The 24,546-nt window shown below is 61.2% G+C and carries 22 protein-coding genes, 1 tRNA gene and 1 pseudogene; 14 read left to right on the plus strand and 10 right to left on the minus strand.

Going from position 1 to position 24,546, the window contains the following annotated elements; translation table 11 throughout:
- The first annotated feature begins 45 nt into the window (after positions 1-45).
- A complete protein-coding gene (gene folE2, locus FA94_RS36180) occupies positions 46-852 on the plus strand; it encodes a GTP cyclohydrolase FolE2 (protein ID WP_035561179.1) in 807 nt (268 codons plus the stop codon).
- A 90-nt stretch (positions 853-942) separates the two neighbouring features.
- Here the strand turns inward: folE2 and tsaD are convergent, their stop codons facing one another.
- Entirely contained in the window at positions 943-1,971 is a 1,029-nt protein-coding gene (tsaD, locus tag FA94_RS36185; RefSeq protein ID WP_035561182.1) for a tRNA (adenosine(37)-N6)-threonylcarbamoyltransferase complex transferase subunit TsaD, read from the minus strand.
- A gap of 156 nt (positions 1,972-2,127) precedes the next feature.
- Between tsaD and FA94_RS36190 the strand changes: the two genes are divergently transcribed.
- The 4 genes and pseudogenes from FA94_RS36190 (at position 2,128) to dnaG (ending at position 6,238) form a co-directional block, all read left to right on the plus strand.
- Complete coding sequence (locus FA94_RS36190) at positions 2,128-3,345, plus strand: BaiN/RdsA family NAD(P)/FAD-dependent oxidoreductase (RefSeq protein ID WP_035561185.1); 1,218 nt, start codon at positions 2,128-2,130, stop codon at positions 3,343-3,345.
- 68 nt (positions 3,346-3,413) lie between these two features.
- Positions 3,414-3,619: pseudogene (gene rpsU, locus FA94_RS36195) on the plus strand (30S ribosomal protein S21).
- 224 nt (positions 3,620-3,843) lie between these two features.
- Entirely contained in the window at positions 3,844-4,290 is a 447-nt protein-coding gene (locus FA94_RS36200) for a GatB/YqeY domain-containing protein (RefSeq protein WP_035561192.1), read from the plus strand.
- Between the two features lie 82 nt (positions 4,291-4,372).
- A complete protein-coding gene (gene dnaG / locus FA94_RS36205) occupies positions 4,373-6,238 on the plus strand; it encodes a DNA primase (RefSeq protein WP_035561195.1) in 1,866 nt (621 codons plus the stop codon).
- Here dnaG and FA94_RS40045 read toward each other — a convergent pair.
- Positions 6,235-6,543: a hypothetical protein gene (locus FA94_RS40045; protein WP_502690846.1), complete on the minus strand. Its 309-nt coding sequence runs from the start codon at positions 6,541-6,543 to the stop codon at positions 6,235-6,237. The genes dnaG and FA94_RS40045 overlap by 4 nt on opposite strands.
- On the opposite strand from FA94_RS40045, the gene rpoD reads away from it, so the two are divergent.
- From rpoD to FA94_RS36225, 4 genes are all read left to right on the plus strand, one after another.
- A complete protein-coding gene (gene rpoD / locus FA94_RS36210; protein WP_408305756.1) occupies positions 6,524-8,731 on the plus strand; it encodes an RNA polymerase sigma factor RpoD in 2,208 nt (735 codons plus the stop codon). The genes FA94_RS40045 and rpoD overlap by 20 nt on opposite strands.
- Positions 8,732-8,884: 153 nt before the next feature.
- Positions 8,885-8,972, plus strand: a tRNA-Ile gene (locus FA94_RS36215).
- Between the two features lie 305 nt (positions 8,973-9,277).
- On the plus strand, positions 9,278-9,484 hold the full coding sequence (locus FA94_RS36220) for a hypothetical protein (RefSeq protein ID WP_035561200.1): 207 nt from the start codon (positions 9,278-9,280) through the stop codon (positions 9,482-9,484).
- Between the two features lie 963 nt (positions 9,485-10,447).
- Positions 10,448-11,581 carry a porin gene (locus FA94_RS36225; RefSeq protein ID WP_035561201.1) on the plus strand — a complete coding sequence of 378 codons (1,134 nt, stop codon included), beginning with the start codon at positions 10,448-10,450 and terminating at the stop codon, positions 11,579-11,581.
- A 158-nt stretch (positions 11,582-11,739) separates the two neighbouring features.
- On the opposite strand, the gene FA94_RS36230 is transcribed toward FA94_RS36225, so the two are convergent.
- Complete coding sequence (locus FA94_RS36230; RefSeq protein ID WP_051981119.1) at positions 11,740-12,822, minus strand: porin; 1,083 nt, start codon at positions 12,820-12,822, stop codon at positions 11,740-11,742.
- 329 nt (positions 12,823-13,151) lie between these two features.
- Here FA94_RS36230 and FA94_RS36235 point away from each other — a divergent pair, with 329 nt between their 5' ends.
- A complete protein-coding gene (locus FA94_RS36235) occupies positions 13,152-13,502 on the plus strand; it encodes a transposase (protein ID WP_035564050.1) in 351 nt (116 codons plus the stop codon).
- Between the two features lie 123 nt (positions 13,503-13,625).
- Here the strand turns inward: FA94_RS36235 and FA94_RS36240 are convergent, their stop codons facing one another.
- Both FA94_RS36240 and FA94_RS36245 read right to left on the minus strand, forming a co-directional pair.
- Positions 13,626-15,185, minus strand: coding sequence for a methyl-accepting chemotaxis protein (locus FA94_RS36240; protein ID WP_035561207.1), 1,560 nt, complete (start codon positions 15,183-15,185; stop codon positions 13,626-13,628).
- 191 nt (positions 15,186-15,376) lie between these two features.
- A complete protein-coding gene (locus tag FA94_RS36245; protein ID WP_035561209.1) occupies positions 15,377-16,123 on the minus strand; it encodes a Crp/Fnr family transcriptional regulator in 747 nt (248 codons plus the stop codon).
- 158 nt (positions 16,124-16,281) lie between these two features.
- On the opposite strand from FA94_RS36245, the gene FA94_RS36250 reads away from it, so the two are divergent.
- Complete coding sequence (locus FA94_RS36250) at positions 16,282-17,913, plus strand: acyl-CoA synthetase (RefSeq protein ID WP_035561212.1); 1,632 nt, start codon at positions 16,282-16,284, stop codon at positions 17,911-17,913.
- A gap of 28 nt (positions 17,914-17,941) precedes the next feature.
- On the opposite strand, the gene FA94_RS36255 is transcribed toward FA94_RS36250, so the two are convergent.
- The 3 genes from FA94_RS36255 to FA94_RS36265 form a co-directional block, all read right to left on the minus strand.
- Positions 17,942-18,166, minus strand: coding sequence for a hypothetical protein (locus tag FA94_RS36255; RefSeq protein WP_035561215.1), 225 nt, complete (start codon positions 18,164-18,166; stop codon positions 17,942-17,944).
- A gap of 289 nt (positions 18,167-18,455) precedes the next feature.
- Complete coding sequence (locus FA94_RS36260; RefSeq protein WP_006047703.1) at positions 18,456-18,659, minus strand: cold-shock protein; 204 nt, start codon at positions 18,657-18,659, stop codon at positions 18,456-18,458.
- Between the two features lie 297 nt (positions 18,660-18,956).
- A complete protein-coding gene (locus FA94_RS36265) occupies positions 18,957-19,592 on the minus strand; it encodes a LysE family translocator (RefSeq protein ID WP_035561219.1) in 636 nt (211 codons plus the stop codon).
- A 496-nt stretch (positions 19,593-20,088) separates the two neighbouring features.
- Between FA94_RS36265 and FA94_RS36270 the strand changes: the two genes are divergently transcribed.
- Both FA94_RS36270 and FA94_RS36275 read left to right on the plus strand, forming a co-directional pair.
- The gene (locus FA94_RS36270) at positions 20,089-20,352 is read left to right on the plus strand and encodes an H-NS family nucleoid-associated regulatory protein (RefSeq protein WP_035561222.1); all 264 of its coding nucleotides are present in this window, start codon (positions 20,089-20,091) and stop codon (positions 20,350-20,352) included.
- A 220-nt stretch (positions 20,353-20,572) separates the two neighbouring features.
- The gene (locus tag FA94_RS36275) at positions 20,573-21,811 is read left to right on the plus strand and encodes a serine hydrolase (protein WP_035561225.1); all 1,239 of its coding nucleotides are present in this window, start codon (positions 20,573-20,575) and stop codon (positions 21,809-21,811) included.
- A 167-nt stretch (positions 21,812-21,978) separates the two neighbouring features.
- Here the strand turns inward: FA94_RS36275 and pcaG are convergent, their stop codons facing one another.
- Both pcaG and pcaH read right to left on the minus strand, forming a co-directional pair.
- The gene (gene pcaG, locus FA94_RS36280; protein WP_035561228.1) at positions 21,979-22,566 is read right to left on the minus strand and encodes a protocatechuate 3,4-dioxygenase subunit alpha; all 588 of its coding nucleotides are present in this window, start codon (positions 22,564-22,566) and stop codon (positions 21,979-21,981) included.
- A gap of 3 nt (positions 22,567-22,569) precedes the next feature.
- Positions 22,570-23,274: a protocatechuate 3,4-dioxygenase subunit beta gene (gene pcaH, locus FA94_RS36285; protein WP_035561231.1), complete on the minus strand. Its 705-nt coding sequence runs from the start codon at positions 23,272-23,274 to the stop codon at positions 22,570-22,572.
- Between the two features lie 108 nt (positions 23,275-23,382).
- Here pcaH and pcaQ point away from each other — a divergent pair, with 108 nt between their 5' ends.
- Entirely contained in the window at positions 23,383-24,384 is a 1,002-nt protein-coding gene (pcaQ, locus tag FA94_RS36290; RefSeq protein WP_035561235.1) for a pca operon transcription factor PcaQ, read from the plus strand.
- Positions 24,385-24,546: the final 162 nt, after the last annotated feature.

Raw genomic sequence — 24,546 nt, forward strand, 5'->3', positions numbered from 1 at the left:
GCGAAAAGCCTGCGCGGCCCGGCGTTTTCTGGAAAGGACAAGACAATGAATCAGATGAATCCCGCCTTTGTGATGCCCGACGTGCAAAGCACGCCCGATACGCGTCAGATCCCGATTCAGCGCGTCGGCGTGAAGGCCGTGCGTCATCCGTTGACGGTGCGTACGCAAAGCGGCGACGTCCAGCCGACAATCGGCACGTGGAATCTCGACGTGCATCTGCCCGCTGACCAGAAGGGCACGCATATGTCGCGATTCGTTGCGTTGCTTGAAGAGAACAAGGCGCCGCTGGAGTCGGCAACGTTCCGCACGATGCTCGCCGCGATGCTGGAAAAGCTCGAGGCCGAGGCCGGCCGTATTGAAGTGTCTTTCCCGTATTTCGTGAACAAGACCGCGCCGGTGTCGGGCGTGCAAAGCCTGCTGGACTACGAAGTCACGTTGACCGGCGAGACCCGTAACGGCGCGACGCGTCTGTTTCTGAAGGTGCTGGTGCCGGTCACGAGCCTGTGCCCGTGCTCGAAGAAGATCTCGCAGTACGGCGCGCACAACCAGCGCTCGCACGTCACGATCAACGCGGAATTGGCCGGCGACGTGGCCGTCGAAGAACTGGTTCGTATCGCTGAGGAAGAAGCGTCGTGCGAGCTGTGGGGCCTGCTGAAGCGCCCGGACGAGAAGTTCGTCACCGAGCGTGCCTACGAGAATCCGAAATTCGTCGAAGATCTGGTGCGCGACGTCGCGCAGCGTCTGAATGCGGACGAGCGGATCGTCGCGTATGTGCTTGAAGCGGAGAACTTCGAGTCGATTCACAATCACAGCGCGTACGCGGTGATCGAGCGCGATAAGCGGGCGGTTTGATACGTTCATTGCCCCACGCTGGTCGCCAATAAAAAAGCCGCTCTAAAAGAGCGGCTTTTTTACGCGCGCCGAACTACTGAGCTTTCGAGCTTAGCGTGCGAGCGAAGTCAGGTCCCAGCGCGGCTTCACCGTGAACGCGTAATCTTTGCCCGACTGATCCGGCCAGCGCTGCAAGCGCAACGCGCCGGCCAGCGCGATCATCGCGCCGTTGTCCGTGCACAGCGACAAATCCGGATAATGCACATAGAAATTGCGTTTCTTCGCTGCGGCGGAAAGCGCCTCGCGCAGTTGCCGGTTCGCGCCCACGCCGCCGGCCACCACCAACCGGTTCAGCTTGGTTTTTTTCAGCGCGGCCAGCGACTTCACCGCCAGCACGTCGACCGCTGCGTCCACGAAACCGCGGGCCAGATCGGCTTTCGCCTGCTCGCAGATATTCGCGCCGCCGAGCTTTTTTGCATGCGTGAGCACAGCGGTTTTCAAGCCGCTGAAGCTGAAGTCGAGGTCGCCGGAATGCAGCATGGGACGCGGCAGCACCACCGCGCCGGGCGTGCCGAATTCGGCCATGCGCGACACTTCGGGGCCGCCGGGATAACCGAGGCCGAGCAGCTTGGCGGTTTTGTCGAAGGCTTCGCCGGCTGCGTCGTCCAGTGTTTCGCCGAGCGTTTCGTACTCGCCGACGTCCGTTACGCGCATCAATTGCGTATGTCCGCCGGACACCAGCAGCGCGACAAACGGAAACGGCGGCGGCTCGTCCACCAGCAGCGGCGACAGCAAATGCCCTTCGAGATGGTGGATGCCGATAGTCGGCTTGTCCCACGCCATGGCCAGCGAATTGGCCACGCTCGCGCCGACCAGCAGCGCGCCCGCGAGCCCTGGCCCTTGCGTGTAGGCGATCGCGTCGATGTCGCTGCGCGCCGCACCGGCGCGCTCCATCACTTCTTCGAGCAACGGCAGCGCACGCCGGATATGGTCGCGCGACGCCAGTTCAGGCACCACGCCGCCGTATTCCCGATGCATCGCGATTTGCGAATGCAGCGCGTGCGCGAGCAGGCCGCGCTCTGTGTCGTAGAGCGCGAGACCGGTTTCGTCGCAGGAGCTTTCGATGCCGAGAACGAGCATGATGGATGGTTGGGTTCGAACGACCACGGCCGTGCGTGACACTGCGGATACGACGCGCAGGGACTGTCAGGACGCGGCCGAGAAAATGAAAAGGCAAGCCTGAAAGTATAGCAGTGCCGACAAGCCGCCGCAGACGCGCAGGTACAATGCGGCCCCATGGAATCCTTCGATATCGCGGTAATCGGCGCAGGCGCGGCCGGCATGATGTGCGCGGCCGTGGCCGGGCAACTCGGCCGTCGCGTGGTGCTGATCGACCACTCGCAGCGTCTCGCGGAAAAAATCCGCATCTCCGGCGGCGGCCGGTGCAACTTCACCAATCTGTACGCCGGCCCGGCTAATTACCTGTCTGCCAATCCGCATTTTTGCCGCTCGGCGCTGGCGCGCTATACGCCGCGCGACTTCATGGCGCTGCTCAAGCGGCATCACGTGACGTGGCACGAGAAGCACAAGGGGCAACTCTTCTGCGATCAGTCGAGCGACGCCGTCATCAATGTTTTGAAGGCCGAGTGCGACGCGGGCCGTGTCGCGTGGCGCACGCCGCTGTCGGTCGAGCAGGTGCGGCAGGACGCGGAAGGCCGCTACACGCTGGACACCCAGTCGGGTCCGATCACGGCGCGCGCGCTGGTGATCGCGACCGGCGGTCTGTCGATCCCCAAGATCGGCGCGACGGATTTCGCCTACCGCGTCGCGAAGCAATTCGGCCACAAGCTGATCGACACGCGCCCGGCGCTCGTCCCGCTGACCTTCGCCGCGGCCGACTGGGAGCCGTTCGCGGCGCTGTCGGGCGTATCGCTGGAAGTGCAACTCGCGACCGGCAACAAGAAGACCGGCGCGGAATTCAACGAAGATCTGCTGCTGACCCATCGAGGCCTGTCCGGCCCGGGCGTGCTGCAGATTTCGAGCTACTGGCAGCCCGGCGAGCCGATTCACATCAATCTGCTGCCGGAAAAGGACGCCACCACCGCGTTGCTGGAGGCCAAAACCGGCACGAAGCGCCAGATCGCCAATCTGCTGTCCGAATGGGTGCCGCAGCGGCTTGCGCACGTCTGGCTGGAAACCCACCAGATTCCCGCCGACGCACGCGTCGCCGATCTGCCGGACAAGACCCTGCGACGCGTCGGCGAGGCCTTGTCGCGCTGGACGCTCACGCCCAACGGCACCGAAGGCTATCGCAAGGCCGAAGTGACGCGCGGCGGGGTGGACACGCGCGACCTGTCGTCGGCGACGATGATGAGCGCGCGTGCGCCAGGTTTGTACTTCATCGGCGAGGCGGTCGACGTGACCGGCTGGCTCGGCGGCTACAATTTTCAGTGGGCGTGGGCGTCGGGCGTGGCGGCTGGACAGGCGGCTGCGGAGTACGCTCTGGGGGCTTGACGGCGCATTAGCTTTGTGAGAGAGCTCTGCTATACTCCTGAACCTTTACAAAGTGCCGTTATTGAAAAATGACGACCATCCGCGTAAAAGACAACGAGCCGTTTGAGTTGCCATGCGCCGTTTCAAGCGCAGCATGGAGAAAACCGGCTGGTTGACGGAACTTCGCGCTCGCGAGTTTTACGAAAAGCCTACGGCTGAGCGCAAGAAAGCGGCTGCGGTGAAGCGTCATTTCAAGCATCTGCGTGGCCAGATGCTGCCAAAAAAGTTCTACTGATTCTGGCGTTGCCGCGGTTCCCGTCGAACGGAGCGGCGACATCCAACCGGTGAGGGCGCTGCAGGCGCCGTCACGGAAAACACGGTCCCTTCGGGCCAGCCGGCAGGGTCGCACACATTACGCATATCGCGCCAACCCGTTTGAGGAAGCAGTCCCAAGCGGGTATTCGTGTTGATGCGGTCGGCCCGGCCGGATTTTCAAATTCCAACGCATTCAGGTGAGTGATGAGTCTCAAGGACCAGATCAACGACGACATGAAAGCCGCCATGCGGGCGCGTGAAACCGAGCGTCTCGGCACGATCCGCCTGTTGCTCGCCGCGATCAAGCAACGCGAAGTCGACGAGCGCATCACGCTCGACGACACGGCGATCACCGCGGTCATCGACAAGATGATCAAGCAGCGCAAAGACTCGATCAGCCAGTTCGAAGCGGCCAGCCGCACGGATCTCGCCGACAAGGAAAAGGCCGAAATGGCGATCCTGTCCGCGTATATGCCGGAGCAGATGTCCGAGGCGGAGATCGTTGCCGAAGTTCAGGCCGCGGTCGCGCAAACCGGCGCTGCCGGCCCGCAGGACATGGGCAAGGTGATGGGCGTGCTGAAGCCGAAGCTGGCCGGCCGCGCCGACATGACCGCCGTCTCGGCGCAAGTCAAAGCCGCGCTCGCGAAGTAATTTCCGTCTATCGGGTCTGCGCGCACCGTCGCTCGACGGGCGGCGCGCGCAGCCTTGAGCTTTTCAGGTAGCGTCATTTACTGTGATTCCTCCGTCATTTCTGCAGGACCTGCTCAACCGCGTCGATATCGTCGACGTGGTCGGCCGGTATGTGCAGCTGAAAAAGGGCGGCGCGAACTTCATGGGGCTGTGCCCGTTTCACAACGAAAAAAGCCCCTCGTTTACGGTTAGTCCGACTAAACAGTTCTATCACTGCTTCGGCTGTGGTGCGCACGGCACGGCGATCGGGTTCCTGATGGAACACGTTGGCTCGTCGTTCCCCGAGGCCGTCAACGATCTCGCGCAGTCGGTCGGCTTGACCGTGCCGAACGAGCCGTCGCCGGGGTATGGCGGCGGGGGCGGCGGCTATGCGCCAGCGGCGTCCAAAGCGGTCACCACGGCGCTTTCCGACGTCATGCAAACCGCCTGCGATTTTTACCGCAAGCAACTGCGTGGCGCGCCCACCGCGATTCAGTATCTGAAGAAACGCGGCTTGACCGGCGAGATCGCTGCCCGCTTCGGACTCGGCTACGCCCCAGACGGCTGGCAGAACCTCGAGCCGGCATTTCCTAACTATCGGGACGATTCGCTGGTCGAGTCGGGGCTGGTGATTGTCAGCGAAAAGTCGGACGCGCAGGGTCAGAACCGCCGTTACGACCGCTTTCGCGAGCGGATCATGTTCCCAATACGCAATGTGAAGGGGCAGGTGATCGGCTTCGGCGGCCGGGTACTGGACAGCGGCGAGCCGAAATATTTGAATTCGCCCGAAACGCCGCTATTTAACAAAGGCAGCGAGTTGTACGGGCTGTTCGAGGCGCGTCTGGCGATTCGCGAACAGCACTACGTGCTGGTGGTCGAAGGCTATATGGACGTGGTCGCGCTGGCCCAATTGGGGTTTCAGAACGCGGTCGCGACGCTCGGCACGGCCTGCACGCCAATTCATGTGCAGAAACTGATGCGTCAGACCGATACGGTCATTTTCAGTTTCGACGGCGACTCGGCGGGGCGGCGCGCCGCGCGCCGCGCGCTGGACGCCTGTCTGCCGCACGCGGCCGACAATCGCACCATCCGCTTCCTGTTTCTGCCGTCCGAGCACGATCCGGACAGCTACGTGCGTGAATTCGGCACCGAGGGCTTCGCCGAGCAGGTCGAGCGCGCCATGCCGCTGTCGCAGTTCATGCTCAATGAGGTGCTGACCGGCAAGGAGCTGGATCAGCCCGAAGGCCGGGCCCGCGCGCTGTTCGACGCCAAGCCCTTGCTGCAGGCGCTGCCGGCCAATGCGCTGCGCGCCCAGATCATGCATATGTTCGCCGACCGGCTCGACGTGCCGTTCGACGAAGTGGCGGCCCTCTGCGAGGTCGATTCGCGGATCGCGGTGGCCGCCCGCTCGGCGCCGGCCCGCAAAGACCGGCGCAGCGTGACCGGGATCGAAGAGAAAACGCTGCGCAATCTGGTGATGTATCCGCGCACGGTGGCGGTGCTCGACGAAGACGCCGAGCAGGCGCTTCTGACGGTGACGCGGCACGGCGAGCTGTTCGAAGAAGTGACGACGCACGCGCGTGCGCTGGGCGATTCGGCGGAGTTTCAGTTGCTGTCCGATCTATTGCGAAACGGCGCGAACGCCCCAACTTTCGAGGAAATCTTTCGCAAAATTCTAGACTATGATGAAAACGTCCGGGATTTGTTGCTGAAGGACCCGGAGGATGCGACCGTCATCGAGGAACGGCGCGAGCAGGAGCGAATTGTCGGCGAGGAATTGAAAGCCGCGATTCTGAAGATGCGGTACGACGCTTATTGCGATCGTCTCGAGCAACTTTCGCGGCAATCCCGGCACACGCCGGAGGAGTTTGCGGAGCTGTCGGAGTTGAACCGGAAGCGGGCCGACATGAAGCGCCAGCTGGGGCTCTAGGCCGGTTGCGAAGGGTCGAAGTGGTATAATAAAAGGTTTCCAGCGGTTTGTTTTTCAAAGGGTTTTCCTAGCAAAGGCCAACAGGCGAAGGGCGATGCGATGGCAAAGACTACAGGCGGAAATAAAGCGGCAGGCACAGGCTCGAAGGAGCCGACCAGAAAGGTCACCGAGGCCAGGCTAGATTCTTCCGCCAGAAAAACGTCTACCGTCAGTGTTGCACCGGTTGCGGGGAAGAAATCCTTGACCAGTTCCGCTGCACGAGCGGAGCAGGTTGAGGCAGCGAGAGTGGTATCACCACCGGTCACGAAGCGGCCGGGTGTCAGAAGCGCAAGGGAAGCGGTTGTCGCGCAGGACGATGCGGCAGTCCGCGAGGTTCCAGTATCCACGGTTCAACCGGCTGGCGTCCACCAGCCGCGAGTCGAGACTACAGCCGGTACGGCGAACTCCATGACGAAAAAGCTGAATGAAGTACCCGTCGATGACGAAGCAACCCAAAGCGAAGAAACCCCTGCCGCCGCGGCTCCGGCCAAAGTGGAAAAGGTCAAGGCTCGCGACCGTCGTGCAAAGGAAAAAGCGCTGCTGAAAGACGCGTTCGCGTCGTCACAGCCGGGCACGGTCGAGGAACTCGAGGAGCGCCGTTCCAAACTGCGCACGCTGATCAAGCTCGGCAAGGAGCGCGGCTTCCTCACGTACGCCGAAATCAACGACCACCTGCCGGACAACTTCACCGAGACCGAGGCGATCGAAGGCATCATCAGCACGTTCAACGACATGGGCGTGGCGGTGTATGAACAGGCCCCGGACGCTGAAACGCTGCTGCTGAACGACAACGCACCCGCCGCTTCGTCGGACGACGAAGTGGAAGAGGAAGCCGAAGTCGCGCTGTCCACCGTCGACTCCGAATTCGGCCGCACCACCGACCCGGTCCGCATGTACATGCGCGAAATGGGCACGGTCGAGCTGCTCACGCGCGAAGGCGAAATCGAAATCGCCAAGCGGATCGAAGACGGTCTGAAGCACATGGTGATGGCAATCTCCGCGTGCCCGACCACGATCGCCGACATCCTCGCCATGGCTGAGCGGGTCGCGAACGAGGAAATCCGGATCGACGAACTGGTGGACGGCCTGATCGACGCCAACGCGGAAGACGCGGACGGCTTCTCCGCGCAAGAGGCGGAAGCGATCGAGAGCGACGAAGAAGAAGTCGAAGAAGAGTCCGAGGAAGACGAGGAAGAAGACGACGGCACGGCGCAAGCCACGGCCAACGCAGCGCAGATGGAAGCGCTCAAGCGTGCGTCGCTCGAAAAGTTTGCCCTGATCAGCGAATGGTTCGACAAGATGCGTCGCGCGTTCGAGAAAGAAGGCTACAAGTCCAAGTCGTATCTGAAGGCTCAGGAAACGATCCAGAACGAACTGATGACGATCCGCTTCACCGCGCGCACGGTCGAGCGTCTGTGCGATACGTTGCGCGCGCAAGTGGACGAAGTGCGTCAGGTCGAGCGTCAGATTCTGCACACGGTGGTCGACAAGTGCGGCATGCCGCGCGCGGAGTTCATCGCGCGTTTTCCGGGCAGCGAAACGGATCTCGAATGGGCCGACCGGATTGTCGGCGAGGGTCACGCCTACAGCGCGATCCTCACGCGGAACATTCCGGCTATCCGCGAACAGCAGCAACGTCTGCTGGACCTGCAGGCGCGTGTCGTATTGCCGCTGAAGGACCTGAAGGAAACCAACCGTCAGATGGCGGCCGGTGAACTGAAGGCGCGGCAAGCCAAGCGCGAAATGACCGAGGCGAATTTGCGTCTCGTGATCTCGATCGCGAAGAAGTACACGAACCGTGGTCTGCAGTTCCTCGACCTGATTCAGGAAGGCAATATCGGCCTGATGAAGGCGGTGGACAAATTCGAATATCGCCGCGGCTACAAGTTCTCCACGTACGCCACGTGGTGGATTCGCCAGGCCATTACGCGTTCGATCGCCGACCAGGCGCGTACGATCCGGATTCCGGTTCACATGATCGAAACGATCAACAAGATGAACCGTATTTCGCGTCAGATTCTGCAGGAAACCGGTCTCGAACCGGATCCGGCAACGCTGGCCGAGAAGATGGAAATGCCGGAAGACAAGATCCGCAAGATCATGAAGATCGCGAAAGAGCCGATCTCCATGGAAACGCCGATCGGTGACGACGACGATTCGCATCTGGGCGACTTCATCGAAGATACGAACACGGTGGCGCCGGCGGATGCGGCCTTGCATGCCAGCATGCGCGACGTCGTGAAAGATGTGCTCGACTCGTTGACGCCGCGCGAAGCGAAGGTGCTGCGCATGCGTTTCGGTATCGAGATGAGCACCGATCACACGCTCGAAGAAGTCGGCAAGCAGTTCGACGTGACGCGTGAGCGGATCCGTCAGATCGAGGCGAAGGCGCTGCGCAAGCTGCGTCATCCGAGCCGTTCGGACAAGCTGAAGTCGTTCCTTGAAGGGAATTGATCGACGCTTGTAGCGTGTAGTAATCGATGTAGCGGTTTGAAGGGGCTTCCCGGTTGTTTCGCGATAGCGAAGCGGTTGCGGAGGCCCCTTTTTCGTGTAGTATGTCGGCCAATCAAGGAATCGGCCCGGCCTTCAAGACCGGGTCTTTTTCTTGGGCCGGACGCCGTGCTGGTTGCAGGCAGCGGACTCATAATCCGCCTCCGAAAGGACATCGTCGGTTCGAATCCGACCCGGCCCACCATCAATGTAAAAAGGGTTTCGAGACTTCGAAACCCTTTTTCGTTTTACGGCTTGAAATCGGTAATGGCGTGCGGCGATATAGCGCGTCCACCGCGCGATTAATTCGGATTCGGATTTCGGGTGTGTGGATTCCAGCCGGGTTTTGCGGGTATGCCGGAGCTGGATTTCTCGTTGGCGGTCAAGCGCACAGACTGATCCGCAACGTGCCGCTAGTCTGCCTAAGTACGACCCTGAATTCCGTCCCTGCCTGTGGCACATGGTTTGCTCAATGTCGGCGTCAAGACCGTACCCATAACGAGAACTATCATGCGACCCGACCACACCGTTACCGAATTCGTTCCGCCTCAACCTTTGTTGGCTTCATCCGTGGAAGACGGCGGGGAAGCCATGCCGCGCAGGCAAATCTCCGCGCTGGCACGTGCGACATTCTGCTTTGCGTGGCTATTCGGACTGGAGGCGTTCCTGAGCGCATCGGCCGACGAGGTGCCGCGCGCCCGGCTCGATCACCACTGAAATGGTTGAGAAGGTCGGTGCGGTCGCTCGACGAAGTCGATCAGGCCACCCTTGGCCCCCCGGACGCGACACGCCATAGGGTAAGGCTTGCCGGTAATTAGGGAAACTCCGTGTAAAAATTGGAACCGCTTCGCCGTTAAATAAAGACGGAAGGCTGTTCGATGTTTGCCGTCCGCTTTCAGCACGGGTTTTTGTCACGCGGCGGCCGGCGCCGCAACTCACCTCCGGGCAATGCCCGTGCCGAAAGCTTCACTTTCGACACTTGCGCTGTTACAGCGTACAGCGCGAACGAGCATGAGCGACCCAAGCAGGATTTCATAAGACCGCCCTAAGGGCGGTTTTTTCTTGGGCTGTCTTCTGGCTGCGCCAGCGCGCGACCTAGCCGCATTGGCGCCGCGCGAATTGAGTTCGCAACCACTTCGCCGTTGTAAAACCTTTATGACCTGCATCAAATATTGCGGGATAACTGGCATTTAAATGCACGACCGCATTTTCCAGATTAAGTTCCCGTCTTTCTAAAATAAATCTACTCCCCTCCGTAATACCCTTTTTGTCATTGCCTCAATTTCGAGCAATATGCCGGCTTTCATCATTCTTGGGTCCGACCCGATTACGTCACGCGTATTAAACACTGTTGCATGCGCACAACTTTTAATATTGAGAGATTGCAAATGACTTATGTCTGGAGCAGGCGCCAGACGTCTGCGATGTTGCGATAAATGCAGGAAAAACAACGACTTAAGGCCTGGCAGGTCCGGATTATTGCGGATTCTGAAAAATCATGTTGTGTAAATTGCGGGCGTTACCACCAGGGTCGCCCCCTACACTCACGCTTCGTTTCAAGGGTGCCCAGATGCCGACCGGAAAACGGTTCGGCGAACACGGGCAGCAGCGGATGTCATGCATGCGCAGCTGAGGCAAGTCCCGCTCCCCGCGTAAATTTATCGAACAGGAGTCCCACGCATGAAAAAGAGTCTCATCGTTGTTGCGGTTGCCGCATCGTTCGCTTCCGTCGCTCACGCTCAAAGCAGCGTGACCCTGTATGGTTTGCTCGACGCAGGCCTGACGTACACCAGCAACGTCAACCACAACGCAAAGTACTCGGCAGGTAGCGGTGGCATCAACCAAAGCATGTTCGGTCTGCGTGGTTCGGAAGATCTGGGCGGCGGTCTGAAGGCAATCTTCACGTTGGAAAGCGGCTTCAACATCAACAACGGCAAGTTCGCTAACAACAACGGCATGTTCAACCGTCAGTCGTTCGTCGGTCTGTCGAGCGCGCAATTCGGTACGGTCACGCTGGGTCGTCAATACGACGCAGCGCAAGACTACCTGGCACCGCTGACCGCAACGGGCAGCTGGGGCGGTACGTACTTCGCTCACCCGTTCAACAACGACAACCTGAGCACGAACGGCGGCTACTCGGTCAACAACTCGATCAAGTACTCGAGCGCTAACTACGCTGGCTTCACGTTCGGCGGCACGTACGGCTTCTCGAACCAGGCTGGCGCATTCGCAAACAACCGCGAATACAGCGTTGGTGCTGCATACCAGTGGCAAGGTCTGCACCTCGGTGCTGCTTACGCACAGCAGAACAACCCGGGCGCAGGTAACGGCGGCGCGTCGGACGGTTCGTACGTCAACGCACTGGCAGGCAACGTCGGCAGCTTCCGTCAGCGTGAATTCGGCTTTGCTGGTTCGTACGCATTCGGCCCGGCTACCCTGGGTCTGGCATGGACGCAATCGCGTTCGGACAACTTCGTCGGTGGTGCACAGTCGCTGCGCGCTAACAACTACGAAGTCAACGGCAAGTACAACCTGACGCCGGCTATGAGCCTGGGCGTTGCGTACACGTTCACCGACGGCAAGGGCTACGGCGTTGCTGCCAACGGTGGTTCGGAATCGGTTCGCTACCACCAGATCGGCGTGCAAGCTGACTACTCGCTGTCGCGTCGTACGGACGTCTACGCTCAAGCCGTGTACCAGCACGCAATGGGCGACGGCGGTGTCGCTTCGATCTACAGCGGCGACAACTCGCAACTGCCGTCGTCGTCGAAGAACCAGACGGCTGCTACGGTCGGTCTGCGTCACCGCTTCTAAGCTTCCGCAGAAGCTAGTTGTTGTGGAAAAGGTGCCGTTCGCGGCACCTTTTTTTATGGGCGCGCGATATGCGCAAGCCGCCACATCCGCATGCCAGACGCCGCCGCGCCCAGCAAAGCCCGAGTAGGCCCGCCGGGCCCACCCCTGATCCAGACGCTTTAGAAAATCGTCCGCAGACCTAGCGCAACGCCGGTCTGATTGTTTTTGCCCGGCAACTCAACCGACGCGGCGCCCGACACCTTGTCGAAATCGACCGTGCCGTACACCTCGGTGCGCTTCGACAGCGCGTATTCCGCCAGCGCCACGAACGTATAGCGATTGCCGCTGCCCAGCAGACTGTTGCCGATCGCCGCATTCGACATGTGGTCGTAGTACGCCGCACCGGTCAGCGTCAGCGCGTGGGTAGCCTGCCAGGTCATGCCGGCAAACGGGCCGTTGTCGACCCGACCCGAACCCTTCAGGATGTCGACGCCTTGCACGAGCGGTTGCTGCGCCAATGCGCTATCGACGAAACCCGTGTCGTCCTTCGAATGCAGATAGCCGATGTACACCTTCGCCGTGCTGAAGGCATAGACCGCGTCCGCGTTGAAGAGGGTTTGCTTGTGATTGCTGTTGTCGCTGTTCTGCTGCACCCCGGCCGCGACGCTCAACGGACCGGCCACGTACGACAACATGAAGCCGACCATATTGCCGGCGCCGAGATGGCCCGGAACCTGCCCGGAGAAGCCGCCCACGCCGGTCGATTCCGCGTTGGTGCCGAACGAGTACATCGCGGCCATGGTCAGGCCTTTGTACGTGCCGGTGTATTTGACGGCGTTGTCGGCATAGAGCCCGGCGCCGAGCGCGCCCGGCAGCCACGAGTTTTCCGCGTAGTTACCGACGGTCAGCGGATCATAGGTATCGCTGAGCAGATCGAACAACGGCGTCTTCTGACGACCGAGCGTGACCGTGCCGTATTGGCTACTAAGGCCGACATACGCGTTGCGGTTGAAGAGTCGCTGGCTGTCCGAGGCCGAGCCGTCCTGCAGATTGATGCCGCTTTCCAGATCGAAAATCGCCTTCAGACCGCCGCCCAGGTCTTCCGAACCGCGCAGACCCCAGCGACTATTGGTGATCGCGCCGTTGGTCATGAACAGGCGCCCGTCGTTCTTCGCGTTGGAATGGCTCAGGTAGCGCAAGCTCACATCGGCCACGCCGTATAGCGTGATCGAACTTTGTGCCGAAGCCTGCTCGGATGTCATGGCGACGATCGCGCCGCCTATAACTGCGGCGGTCTTGAGGAGCCTTACTTGTCTCACTGGTTTTCCTGCTTGTCGGTTATGGATTTTTCATTGAGGCGCGCGGTGTAGCGTGGCCACGCCGCGGGCGCGCCGATAATAAATCACCACCTTCGTCACGCCAAAAATTCTTCGACGCAATAAATCGTTGCGTTTATTGACATTTGTCCACATGCATCTGACAAGAATTAACTTTCGTGAATGCGTGCTTGCGTTAGTCTGAAATTCATTTATCGATCGACCTTATTTTCGCGGCGACGCTAGCACGTGTGCTGCAGGCGCGTTTCTACTGCATGAATACTCTCGCTTCAAATCTGACTCACACACCGGCCGTTCACGATCTCACGGACGAGCAATGGCACCGCATCGTGCCGCTGCTGCCCGAAATGAAAGAGCACGGGCCTCGGCGCGGCCGTCCCAGCATCGACATTCGCCGCGTGATGAATAGCGTGATGTGGGTGCTGCGCACGCGCGCGCCGTGGAGCGCGATGCCCGAGCGCTATGCGCCGTATCAGACCGCGCATCGTTATTACCTGCGCTGGAAGAAGTCAGGCGTGCTGGCCGATATCGCCTTCACGCTATTTGGCAGCGACGCCATGCTCGAGCGGCCACTCACGCGACGCAGCGACGTGCGAGCCGCGTAAATCGCAACGGAAGTCGACTATCTGGTTGGGTAGTCGAACCTTCAAAAGAAAAAGCCGTCACCGGGCATTCCCTGTGACGGCTTTTTCATTAAAGCTTCTCGCGCCCGACGCGGCGCCATCCGGCTACGCGCGCTGCTCGACCTTGAACACCGCAACGGCATGCTGCAGGCGCTCCGTCTGCTCATCGAGCGAGCCCGCGGCGGCTGCGGCCTGCTCGACGAGCGCGGCGTTGCGTTGCGTGACGTCGTCCATCTGACGGATGGCGAGGTTGACTTCGCCGATGCCCGAACTCTGCTCCTTCGAAGCCGCGGAGATCTCATTGATGATGGCCGTCACGCGGCGCACTGCGTCGACCACTTCGCCGATCGTGCTGCCGGCCCGGCCGGCCAGCGACGAGCCTTCGCCGACTTGCGCGACCGACTGATCGATCAACACCTTGATCTCCTTAGCCGCCGTCGCGCTGCGTTGCGCGAGATTGCGCACTTCGCCCGCGACCACCGCAAAACCGCGGCCTTCTTCGCCGGCGCGGGCGGCTTCGACCGCCGCGTTCAGCGCGAGAATATTGGTCTGAAACGCAATGCCCTCGATCACGCTGATGATCTCGCCGATCTTGCGTGAACTATCGGTGATGCCGGCCATTTTCTGCACCACGTCGTTGACCACCTGACCGCCGCGCGCGGCGATGCTTGACGCGTCCGTCGCCAATTCCGATGCGGTGGCCGCGTTGTCGGCATTCTGCGTGACGGTCTTGGTGAGTTCGTCCATGCTGGCCGCGGTTTGCTGCAACGACGCGGCCTGTTCCTCGGTGCGGCTCGACAGATCCAGGTTGCCCGCGGCGATTTCCTTCGACGCGATCGTGATCGTCTCCGCGGACGTCTTGATGCGCGTGATGGTAGCCGCCAGTTGATCGCGCATCTCGCGCAGCGAGAACAGCAGGCTCGACGTGTCGTCGCGGCGCAGGTCGATGCGGGTGGCAAGATCGCCGCGCGCGATCTGCATGGCGATCGCGGCGGCAGTGGCCGGTTCGCCGCCGATCGAGCGCGACACGTTGCGCACTACGCGCGACGCGACGAATGAGACGAGCACGCCCAGCACCACGAGCATGCCGGCCGAGCGGGCTAGCGTCGCGTAGAACTGCGCCTGGATGTCGTCCATGTAAGCGCCGGCGATGAAATCCCAGCCCCAGGGCGCAAAACGCTTCACGTAGCCGATCTTTTCGCTCGGCGTCGTTTCGCCGGGTTTCGGCCACCAGTAGCGCAAGTAGCCCGAACCGCCCGCCGAGCCGCCCGCTTGCGCGATGTCGTGATAGAGCGCGTTGCCCTTCGCGTCGCGGAAGCCGCTCATGTCCTTGCCGTTCAACTTTGGGCTCATCGGATGATCGATCATCACCGAATCGCTGCGCACGATCGTCACGTAGCCGGACGCGCCGTAACGCTGCGCGTTGATGCGGGCGATGGCCTGCTGTTTAGCGACGTCGACGGAGAGCTTGCCGGCGTCGGCCTGCTTCGCGTAATCCGCGACGATCGACGCCGCCATGTCGGTGACGTCGGCCAGATCGGCCTGGCGTGCGTCCATTTGAGCGTTACGTGCATCGAACGCGTTCACAACGGTCACGATCAGGAGCGCGACCCAGCACAACAGCAACGGCACCCACAGTTTCTGTTTCAGTGTCAGACGGTTCATTATCGGTTTCGACGAGACGTTGAGCTCGGAATAGAGCGAGGCTGCAATCTGCGTTGCATAGTCCGCATAACGGCTGCGGTAGCGCTTTCTTTATCCGTCTGCTGAAAATTTAGGCGCGGATAAGCAAAACGGCCGCGCTCGGGCGGCCGTTGCAATGAGAGGGCGATGAAACGCGGTGCGGCGCGTGAGCGCTAGATCTGTTCGCGACCGAATGCGCCCAGACGCTCGAGATCGAGCACGTCGATCTGGTTGTACGAGAGGCGCAAAATCTGCAGCTTTTCGAGGTTTTGCAGCGCCTGATTGATCCGTTGACGTGATACGCCCGCTAACAGGCCGACTTCTTCCTGCGAAATAGCGAGTGTGCGGCCGGTGTCGGGATACAGATCGGGATTGAACAATTGCGCGAGCGATTGCGCGACGCGTGCATCCACATCGAGCAGCCGGCTATTCTGGATCGACGCGATGAACTCGCCCATCCGGTTGTTCAGTTGCCGGATCACGAAACCGGTGAACGGCAGGCTGCTCTCCAGCAGCGCATGGAACGTCGCCGATGGCACGAACATGACGAGCGAGGGCTGAATCGCGGCCACGTCGTACTTGCGTAGTTCGCGCTTGATCACGCTGCCTTCGCCGAACCAGCCGCCGGGCGGCACGCCCGACAGCGTGCAACTGCGCCCCGACGCGTTGTAGATGGCGAGCTTGATGAGGCCGGTGTGCACGCCGATCCAGTAGTCCGACGGCTCCTGGCGGCGGGCGATCCACGCGCCGCCGTCGAGCCGTTCCGCATGAGCGCTCGCGAGGACCATCGCCTGATGGTCGGCGGCGAGCGCGCGAAACCACGCGCAGGTGGCAAACAGGCGCGGCAGATCGTCGCGCGCGACCCGTTCGGTGCGGTGCGGCTGGGTGTCCGCGAGGACGGGGAGCGGAGCGTCGTTCATAAGCGGCTTGAGTGGCGGATTCGGCTGAAGTCGGGTGGCCCACGCTGGGGCGAACCACTCTGTCATTTGAATGACAGACAGTTCACCATGTCACTTGCTAGGCTAGCTTACCCACCAGAATAAGCGACGGCGCGGCCAGCGCCTCAGGAGACGAAGCGATGAAGCACATGTTCGAAGAAGGCCTCGAGCGGCGTGAGGCCAATTATGTCCCGCTGACGCCGATCGATTTCATCGCGCGCGCGGCCGAAGTCTACGGTGAGCGGCTGGCGGTCGTCCATGGGGAGATTCGCCGCACCTGGCGCGAGACGTACGAGCGCGCGCGGCGTCTGGCCAGTGCGCTGCGGCAGGCCGGCATCGAGCGCGGCGACACGGTGGCCGCCTTGCTGCCCAACATTCCTCCGATGATAGAAGCGCACTTCGGCGTGCCGATGGCCGGCGCTGTGCTCAACACGCTGAATACGCGGCTCGACGTGTCGTCGCTGCTATTCATGCTGCGCCATGGTGAGGCGAAGGCGTTGATCGTCGATACGGAATACGGCGAATTCGCGCATCGCGCCGCGCTGGAGTTTCCTGAGTTGCGTGTGATCAGTGTGGCCGACGCGATGCCCGCGGACCCCGCGAAGTTCATCCGCGCGACCGACTATGAAACGTTCCTGCAAGCCGGTGACCCCGCTTTCGCGTGGACGATGCCCGTCGACGAATGGGACGCCATCGCGCTGAACTATACGTCGGGCACGACCGGCGATCCGAAGGGCGTGGTCTATCACCATCGCGGCGCTTATCTGAATGCGCTCAGCAATATCCTCGAATGGGATATGCCCAGGCACGCGGTCTACTTATGGACGCTGCCGCTTTTCCACTGCAACGGCTGGTGTTTTCCATGGACCGTTGCCGCGCGCGCCGGCGTGAATGTCTGTCTGCGCCGATTCGACGCGAAGACGGTGTTCGACCTGATTCGCCGCGAGGGCATCACGCATTATTGCGGCGCGCCGATCGTGCAGAGCGCGCTCGCCAATGCGCCGGCTGAGTGGCGCGAGGGGATCACGCATCGCGTATCGACGATGGTGGCGGGCGCGGCCCCAGCGCCGGCCGTAATCGCGAAGATGAAGGAGATCGGTTTCGATCTGACGCACGTGTACGGGCTCACTGAAACTTATGGGCCGGCGGCCGTCTGCGCAAAACAGGAAGCGTGGGATGCCCTCGACGACAGCGCGCGCGCCGAAATGAATGCGCGGCAAGGCGTGCGCTACCACCTGCAATCGGCGGTGACGGTACTCGATCCGGACACGCACGAGCTTGTGCCCGCCGACGGCGAAACGCTCGGCGAGATCATGTTCCGCGGCAATATCTGCATGAAAGGGTATCTGAAGAACGAGCGCGCCACGGAGGCAAGCTTCCGCGGCGGTTGGTTCCATACCGGCGATCTCGGTGTGCGGATGCCTGACGGCTATATCCGCATTCGCGATCGCAGTAAGGACATCATCATTTCGGGCGGCGAGAACATCTCGAGTATCGAGGTCGAAGACACGCTGTATCGCCACCCTGCGGTATCGGTTGCCGCCGTGGTGGCGATGGCCGATCCGAAATGGGGGGAAGTGCCGTGCGCCTTCGTCGAACTCAAGGAAGGCGCGCAGGTGACCGAAGAAGAGATCATCGCGCACTGCCGGCTGTTTCTTGCGGGATTCAAATTGCCGAAAGCGGTGCGCTTCGGCGAATTACCGAAGACGTCGACGGGGAAAATCCAGAAGTTCGAACTGCGCGCGCGGATCAAGGCCGAAGGCCATGAATAGCGCGCGTGACCACGCTTATTGAGCGCGTTCAACCGCGCGTGTCGACCCAGTGGTGTGCCCAGCGTGCCGAGTGCTGCAAAGCCTGTTCTTCGTTCGTGAAGTAGTCGAGCGAATAGAACTGGTAGCGCCCTTCGGTGCGCGCGCTGTCAGCGCGTTCGAGCAGCAGGTTGGACGAAAACGAGCCATCGGGTAAACGGTGCGTCGAGGGTTTGACGGCATAGCCGTTGTAATGATGAATATGTTTGATTTGCATTTTATTTCTAATAATGTGCGAGTGCGCGCCGGCCGTGCGGACGCTAATGCGAGTCACGCGGACGAACTGATTCGAGCCATTGCGAGCCGAATTCTGACGCAGTCGGAAAGCGAAAAATGGGCGTTGAAGCCAGAGGGGAGAATGAGGTGCAACGAGGCGTTTGGCGCTTATGCAAGCTGCTGAAATGATTCGCAGCTAAAAAGCGATCGCGCCAGCTGTGGGAGACGAAGCTCCGCGAGGATGTCGCTGCAACCCGGTGTCCGTTGCCGGACACCGAGCCCTTCAAACTTTACAGCGGCGTGATGTTAGCCGCTTGCAGACCCTTCGGGCCTTGCTTCGTTTCGAAGCTCACCTTTTGGTTCTCAGCCAGCGTCTTGAAGCCATTGCCGCTGATTTCCGAGAAATGCGCGAACAGGTCGTCGCCGCCCTTGTCCGGGGTGATGAAGCCAAAGCCTTTGCTGTCGTTGAACCACTTAACGGTACCGGTATCCATGAGGAATCCTTGAGTAAAAATAGAGAAAGATGTGCTCGGTTGATTGAGCGGATGAAGCGTCAAGGAGGGAGAGGACAACGAATACCGCTTGGGAGCGAGACATTGATGAACAGCAATCGAACTTCTTGAACTTCGGGTGGCAGAGTAACCGCTTAGGTGTGTCAGCGTCAACCCCTATCTCGTAACTATTTTGCCTGGCAAGTCGGATCGCCGACGCGACGCGCCTGGTGATGCGGCCCTGGTTCGTGGTTTGCCGTGTCGCGCGACACGGCAAACGGTTCGATCAACGGCGCGGCTTCAGATCCCCACTTTATGAGCGGTGAGGATCAGACGCAGACCCAGCGCGGTGACGGCGCTCGCGGCGACGCGATCGATCCACGCTTTCCATTGCAGATAGATTTCGCGCGGACGTTTGCTCGAAAAGCACAACGCGACGATCGTGTACCAGCCGGCTTCGATCGCGAAGATCGCGGGCGGCAATGCGAAGTAGCACCACAGCGGCGGATGCTGCGGGAGCAGGGCCGCGAAGATGCTGCCGTAGTAGACGGCGGTCTTCGGATTGCTGAGTTGTGTGCTCAAGCCGATCCAGAACGATTTGCGCGGATTGGTGACGGCAGCTTGCGAAGCGTCGAAGGCGAGCGGTTTAGCCGCGCCGCGCCAGATTTTCGACGCCAGATAGATCAGATAAAGCCCGCCCGCCACTTTCAGACCCACGTAGAGCCATTCGACGGTAGCGAGCAGCGTATAGAGCCCGAGCAACGCGATGCCGCTAAAGAACACACCGCCGATACCCATGCCGAGCGCAGTAGCAAGACCGTCGCCGCGAGAAAGTCCAATCGCATTGCGTGCCACGATAACGAAGCTCGGTCCTGGACTCATTGCGCCGAGCAGGAGCGCGGCAAGAATCGTGATGACGGCGGTTGAGGCATGCATGATGGTGTCTCCTTGGCGTGGACGGTCGAACGGCTATCGGTTGAACTTTGCCTGCTGGATGGAGCGACTCCCTTTGTTGCCGGCTATTGTAGCTTCGGCGCGTAAGTCGGCGAATTCGTCGGCGAGTTCGTCAGTGTGTGAGAGTGGATTGCCCAATACGTGAAAAAGAAATGAATTGCCGACGTCGCACGCAAACCATCCGTTGCTGCAAGCAGAAGAAATTGGATGCTAGAATTCCTGCCCATACGCAGAAGCAACCCCCGAATGGTGGGTGAGACACCGATCCCCTTCGAACCTATCGAACCGATTACCGGCAAATTCCCTGGAATCCAGGATTTGTTGGGCATGATTTCCCGGTGCAATTCGACTCGAACAGGACGTCATTGTGAATTCGAATTGCGCTCGGCCGATTCGAACCGCACCCAGGCTTCGCGTTGTTTAGCGAAGCCTTTTGTTTATCCAATGCGAGCAATACTAGCCTCGACACCACTACGTTATGAAAGAGCGAGAAGGACAAATGCAGCTCGACCTCGACGGGAATGCGCGTGAGCGCCTGATCGTCTGGATCCGCCGGCGCATGGACGACTACGGTATCACGTTGGAAGTGCTCGCCGAATCGATCGAGGCCGACGCGAATGCGGTTCGCGCGGTGCTGTACCGCGACGCTTTCGGCAATAGCTGGGACGGTTATGGCGATAAGCCGGATTGGCTCGCGCGCGCCATTCACGCTGGGCAGAACATCGATCACTTCCGTTGTTAATGGTGGGAACGCTTCGCTCGATTCGAACGATTCGCTTGGCGTAGTGAGCGCTGCGCATCGCTACGCCCTGTACGCGGCACACCCGCCCGTCTGCGGCGAATCGGCTGGCATGCGCCTTTACCGTTGATCGTCGGCACGATCTGTCTTAACATCGCCCGGGTCGTTGCCGGCTTCGTGTCCACTCCATTTCGGGCACACACGGCACAGAACTGGAAGCTGAATGCCGTACGGTCGTCGAAGTCCCTCGTTTGAATTCCCTGCCTGTCGTTTTCCTGCATGGCTCCGCTGTTTCGCGGCAATCGGCCTGTTATGGCTGAATATCGGCGCGTCGTTCGGTGCGGCTCATGAGCCTGTGCGGCATTCGTCCGCTCGCGTGAGCCGACATGTTGTGCCGTCGACGAAACATGCGTCGAAAGCGAAAGTCAACTCGTCCAATCAAGCGAAAAAGCCCACTGCCGGCAAAGCGCGGCGTCGCGTCGCGCACAAGCGCAAGCAGTTGACGAACGGCGAGCTGCCCATGCATGCCAGTCAGCACGCGACCAGGCATCGCAGGCAGGCCGCGCGCAATGCGCGCGAGCCGCGAGGCGTACGGCGTCCCACGGCGGTGACTGCGCAGCGCAACGCGACGTCCACTGCAGCATCGCGTACGGCCGCGCATGCGTCGTCTCGTTCACCTCATCTGCTGGCGCGCTGCGGCTATACGCCCAGGTCGCGCGCCTTGCTTCGCGCGAAAGCCGTTTATGTCGTGGACGAACGCACGCATACCGTACTGACCGAAAAGCAGGCCGACCGGATCATGCCGATCGCTTCGGTATCCAAACTGATGACGGCGGTCGTGTCGCTCGATGCCAAACACGCGCTGAATGCGCCGCTCGACGTCACCGTCCAGGATCAGGACTTCGACAAGTTCACCGGCTCGCGCCTGAGTGTGGGGTCGCGATTGTCGCGTCACGACATGCTGCATATCGCGCTGATGTCGTCGGAGAATCGTGCCGCCGCCGCGCTGAGTCGCGATTACACGGGCGGGCGACCGGGCTTCGTCGCTGCGATGAATGCGAAGGCGCGCGCGCTCGGCATGCGGCATACGTCGTTCGTCAACGGGACGGGTTTGTCGCCGCATAACGTTTCCACGGCGCGGGATTTGTCGCTACTGGTCGCGGCGGCGAGCCGCTATCCGTTGATTCGCGCGTATTCGACCGATCGCTCGCAAGTGGTTTTGCCGGGCGGCGGGCGGGCACGTTTGAGTTACGTGAACTCGAATGCGCTGGTGCGTGGCGGCGACCGCTCGATCGTTTTGCAGAAGACTGGCTTCATCAACGAGGCGGGTCACTGTGTCGTCGTGCGAATGAGGGTGCACGGTCGGCCCATCGATATCGTCGTGCTCGGCGCGCCAGGCGCACACGATCACATTGCCGACGTGGAGCGCATCAGCCGCTGGCTGCACTGTTCGCTTCGATAGCCGTTTGCGGTTTTCAGTTTGCAGTTTTCAGCAGCCACATCAAACCCGTCAGGCCAAAAAAAAGCCCGCGCGGGGCGGGCTTAACTACTCGGAGTTTCGCGATCCAGTCGCTAGACGGATCATGCTCAGTGTATGTGAAAGCTATATGAAAGTGTAGAAAAACCGTATCAAAGGTCGAAAAACACGGTTTCCTGATCGCCTTGCATGCGGATGTCGAACCGGTACACGTTGGCCGTGTCCGGCTCGCGGTGTGCGATCAGCGTGCCGCGCCGGTCCGCTGGGACTGCTGCCAGCACGGCGTCTTGCGCGTTCGCTTCGGCTTCGTCTTCGAAATAGATGCGTGTGAAGGTGTGCAGCAGCATGCCGCGCATCGTCACGATTACGTTCAGATGCGGCGCTTCGTCCGGGCTCACGCGGCCGGGTTTGACCGTTTCCACGACAAAACGCTTGTGCGGATCCGTGCCGGTGCCGACGCGCGCAAAACCGCGAAATCCCGTCTTCAGAATGTCTTCGCGCGATTCCGGGAAGTGGCCGTTCGCGTCGACTTGCGACACTTCGAGCATCGCGTCGCCGATCACTTTGCCGTCACCGTCGAACAACTGGCCGACGATCGTGATGTGCTCGCCGGCCGCTTCGCGGTCGGCCACCACGGGCGAGAACAGGCTCTTGAAATCGAAATCGTATTGCTGCGGGCACAGACCATAGGCGAAGTACGGTCCCACGGTCTGCGAAGGCGTTTGCTTAAGGGTGGTCATGGCTTAGCGCTCCATCGGCGTTTGATTGCGGCCGCGCAGCACGATGTCGAAGTCGTAGCCGAGCGCATAGGCTTCTTGCGTGGTGTCGAGCGAGAAGTTCGCGATCAGCAGGTCGCGGGCGTGTTCCGGCGTGCCCTGGAAAATCGGATCGAATGCGAGCAGCGGGTCGCCGGGGAAATACATCTGCGTCACGAGGCGCGAGCCGAAATGGTCGCCGAACAGCGAAAAGTGAATATGGTTCGGACGCCACGCGTTCGGGTGATTGCCCCACGGATACGCGCCCGGCTTGATGGTCAGAAAGCGGTAACGGCCGTCGTTGTCGGTAATGCAGCGGCCCGCGCCAAGAAAGTTCGGATCGAGCGGCGCGTCGTGCTGGTCGGCCTTGTGCACATAGCGGCCGGCAGCGTTGGCTTGCCAGATTTCGACCAGCGTATTGCGCACCGGTCGGCCGCCTTCGTCGAGCACGCGGCCTGTCACGATGATGCGTTCGCCGAGCGGCTCGCCGTTACGCACGGCATTGCGCGTCAGGTCGTGATCGAGCGCGCCGAGATCTTCCGTGCCGTACACCGGCACGCGCTGGTCGCGCAGCTTTTCCTTCAGCGGAATCAGCGGACGCGTCGGGCCGCGTTTGACCGATGAACCGTAGCCGGGATGGATGTAGGCGGGGTGGGACGCGAAGTCGCGCGGGGTGAGAGAGGACTCGTCCATCAGTGTCTCCTTCGGACAATTGTGGGATACGGCTTTATGAAGCGACTGTATCTAACCGGAGCGGTTATGAAAAATGACGTTTTCGACCGTTTCGTATAACCTGTCGTTATGCAACGCAGTCTCGCGGATAGCCGCGTCAAATTCCGTCATCTCCAGTGCTTTCTGGCCGTTGCGCAGTTCGGCAGTGTCCAGCGGGCCGCCGACAGCCTGTCGATCACCCAACCCGCCGTCTCCAAGACGATTGCCGAACTCGAGGCGATTCTCGGCGTGAAGCTATTCGAGCGCGGTCGCCATGGCGCGGTGCCGACCCGCGAAGGGCAGCTCTTCATGCCGCACGCCAGTGCCTGCGTCAGCGCGTTGCGGCAGGGCGTCGACCTGTTGGCGCGCGCGGAAGGCGCGGCGGCGGCCACGCTGGAAGTCGGTGTGCTGCCGACCGTGGCGGCGGCGCTGATGCCGCCGGTGCTGGAGCGGATCGGCGCGCTGTGGCCGCGCGTGATCGTGCGCCTCGCGACCGGCGCAAACCCGGAATTGCTCGAGCGGCTGAAAGCGGGCACGATCGAACTGGCGATCGGGCGCCTGGCCGATCCGGAGCGGATGGTGGGGCTCAGCTTCGAGCAGTTGTTCAGCGAGCCGTTGATCGCGGTGGTGCGAGCCGGGCATCCGCTGGCGTCGGGGCCGGGTTTGCCGGCCAGTGCGCTGGAAGATTATCCGGTGGTGTTGCCGCCGTTCGGCACGCTGATCCGGCAGTCGGCGGAAAGTTTGTTGAGCGCGTGGGGCGTGCCGCCGTTGTCGGCATTCGTTGAGGTGCTGTCGGTGTCCACGGGGCGGGCGCTCACGCTGGAGAACGGCGCGGTGTGGTTCGTGCCGCAGAGCGCGGTGGAATATGAGCTGGCGCACGGCATGCTGACGCGTTTGCCGTTGCCGTTTGCCGGCACCGACGAGCCGGTCGGTTTAATCCGGCGTTCGGATACGCAGCCGTCGCCGGTGGGGCGCGCGTTTATCGACGCGGTGCGCGAGGTCGCGCGGCAGCGGATGGTGGCGATGGCGGATAAGGCCGTGGACAAGGGCTCGCGTAAAGGCACGCGCGCGAAGAAGACGCCGAAGCATTGACGCTGGCCGGTGCGAACCACGAACCACGAACCACAACCGGCAACCGGCAACCGGCAACCGGCAACCGGCAACCGGCGCCTCTGTTCAAATGTGAACCATTTAGTACAAAATGTAGGTTGCGAACGCCCCGCGACCCGGTGTACAAACACGGTGCATATGCGC

Source organism: Burkholderia sp. 9120 (genome assembly GCF_000745015.1).
GTDB lineage: Bacteria > Pseudomonadota > Gammaproteobacteria > Burkholderiales > Burkholderiaceae > Paraburkholderia.

Excerpts from the sequence above, each read along its gene's own strand:
- folE2 (WP_035561179.1), top strand. The coding sequence starts at position 46 with ATGAATCAGATGAATCCCGCCTTTGTGATGCCCGACGTGCAAAGCACG.
- tsaD (WP_035561182.1), bottom strand. The coding sequence starts at position 1,971 with ATGCTCGTTCTCGGCATCGAAAGCTCCTGCGACGAAACCGGTCTCGCG.
- FA94_RS36190 (WP_035561185.1), top strand. The coding sequence starts at position 2,128 with ATGGAATCCTTCGATATCGCGGTAATCGGCGCAGGCGCGGCCGGCATG.
- FA94_RS36200 (WP_035561192.1), top strand. The coding sequence starts at position 3,844 with ATGAGTCTCAAGGACCAGATCAACGACGACATGAAAGCCGCCATGCGG.
- FA94_RS36220 (WP_035561200.1), top strand. The coding sequence starts at position 9,278 with ATGCGACCCGACCACACCGTTACCGAATTCGTTCCGCCTCAACCTTTG.
- FA94_RS36225 (WP_035561201.1), top strand. The coding sequence starts at position 10,448 with ATGAAAAAGAGTCTCATCGTTGTTGCGGTTGCCGCATCGTTCGCTTCC.
- FA94_RS36230 (WP_051981119.1), bottom strand. The coding sequence starts at position 12,822 with ATGACATCCGAGCAGGCTTCGGCACAAAGTTCGATCACGCTATACGGC.
- FA94_RS36235 (WP_035564050.1), top strand. The coding sequence starts at position 13,152 with ATGAATACTCTCGCTTCAAATCTGACTCACACACCGGCCGTTCACGAT.
- FA94_RS36240 (WP_035561207.1), bottom strand. The coding sequence starts at position 15,185 with ATGAACCGTCTGACACTGAAACAGAAACTGTGGGTGCCGTTGCTGTTG.
- FA94_RS36245 (WP_035561209.1), bottom strand. The coding sequence starts at position 16,123 with ATGAACGACGCTCCGCTCCCCGTCCTCGCGGACACCCAGCCGCACCGC.
- FA94_RS36250 (WP_035561212.1), top strand. The coding sequence starts at position 16,282 with ATGAAGCACATGTTCGAAGAAGGCCTCGAGCGGCGTGAGGCCAATTAT.
- FA94_RS36255 (WP_035561215.1), bottom strand. The coding sequence starts at position 18,166 with ATGCAAATCAAACATATTCATCATTACAACGGCTATGCCGTCAAACCC.
- FA94_RS36260 (WP_006047703.1), bottom strand. The coding sequence starts at position 18,659 with ATGGATACCGGTACCGTTAAGTGGTTCAACGACAGCAAAGGCTTTGGC.
- FA94_RS36265 (WP_035561219.1), bottom strand. The coding sequence starts at position 19,592 with ATGCATGCCTCAACCGCCGTCATCACGATTCTTGCCGCGCTCCTGCTC.
- FA94_RS36270 (WP_035561222.1), top strand. The coding sequence starts at position 20,089 with ATGAAAGAGCGAGAAGGACAAATGCAGCTCGACCTCGACGGGAATGCG.
- FA94_RS36275 (WP_035561225.1), top strand. The coding sequence starts at position 20,573 with ATGCCGTACGGTCGTCGAAGTCCCTCGTTTGAATTCCCTGCCTGTCGT.
- pcaG (WP_035561228.1), bottom strand. The coding sequence starts at position 22,566 with ATGACCACCCTTAAGCAAACGCCTTCGCAGACCGTGGGACCGTACTTC.
- pcaH (WP_035561231.1), bottom strand. The coding sequence starts at position 23,274 with ATGGACGAGTCCTCTCTCACCCCGCGCGACTTCGCGTCCCACCCCGCC.
- pcaQ (WP_035561235.1), top strand. The coding sequence starts at position 23,383 with ATGCAACGCAGTCTCGCGGATAGCCGCGTCAAATTCCGTCATCTCCAG.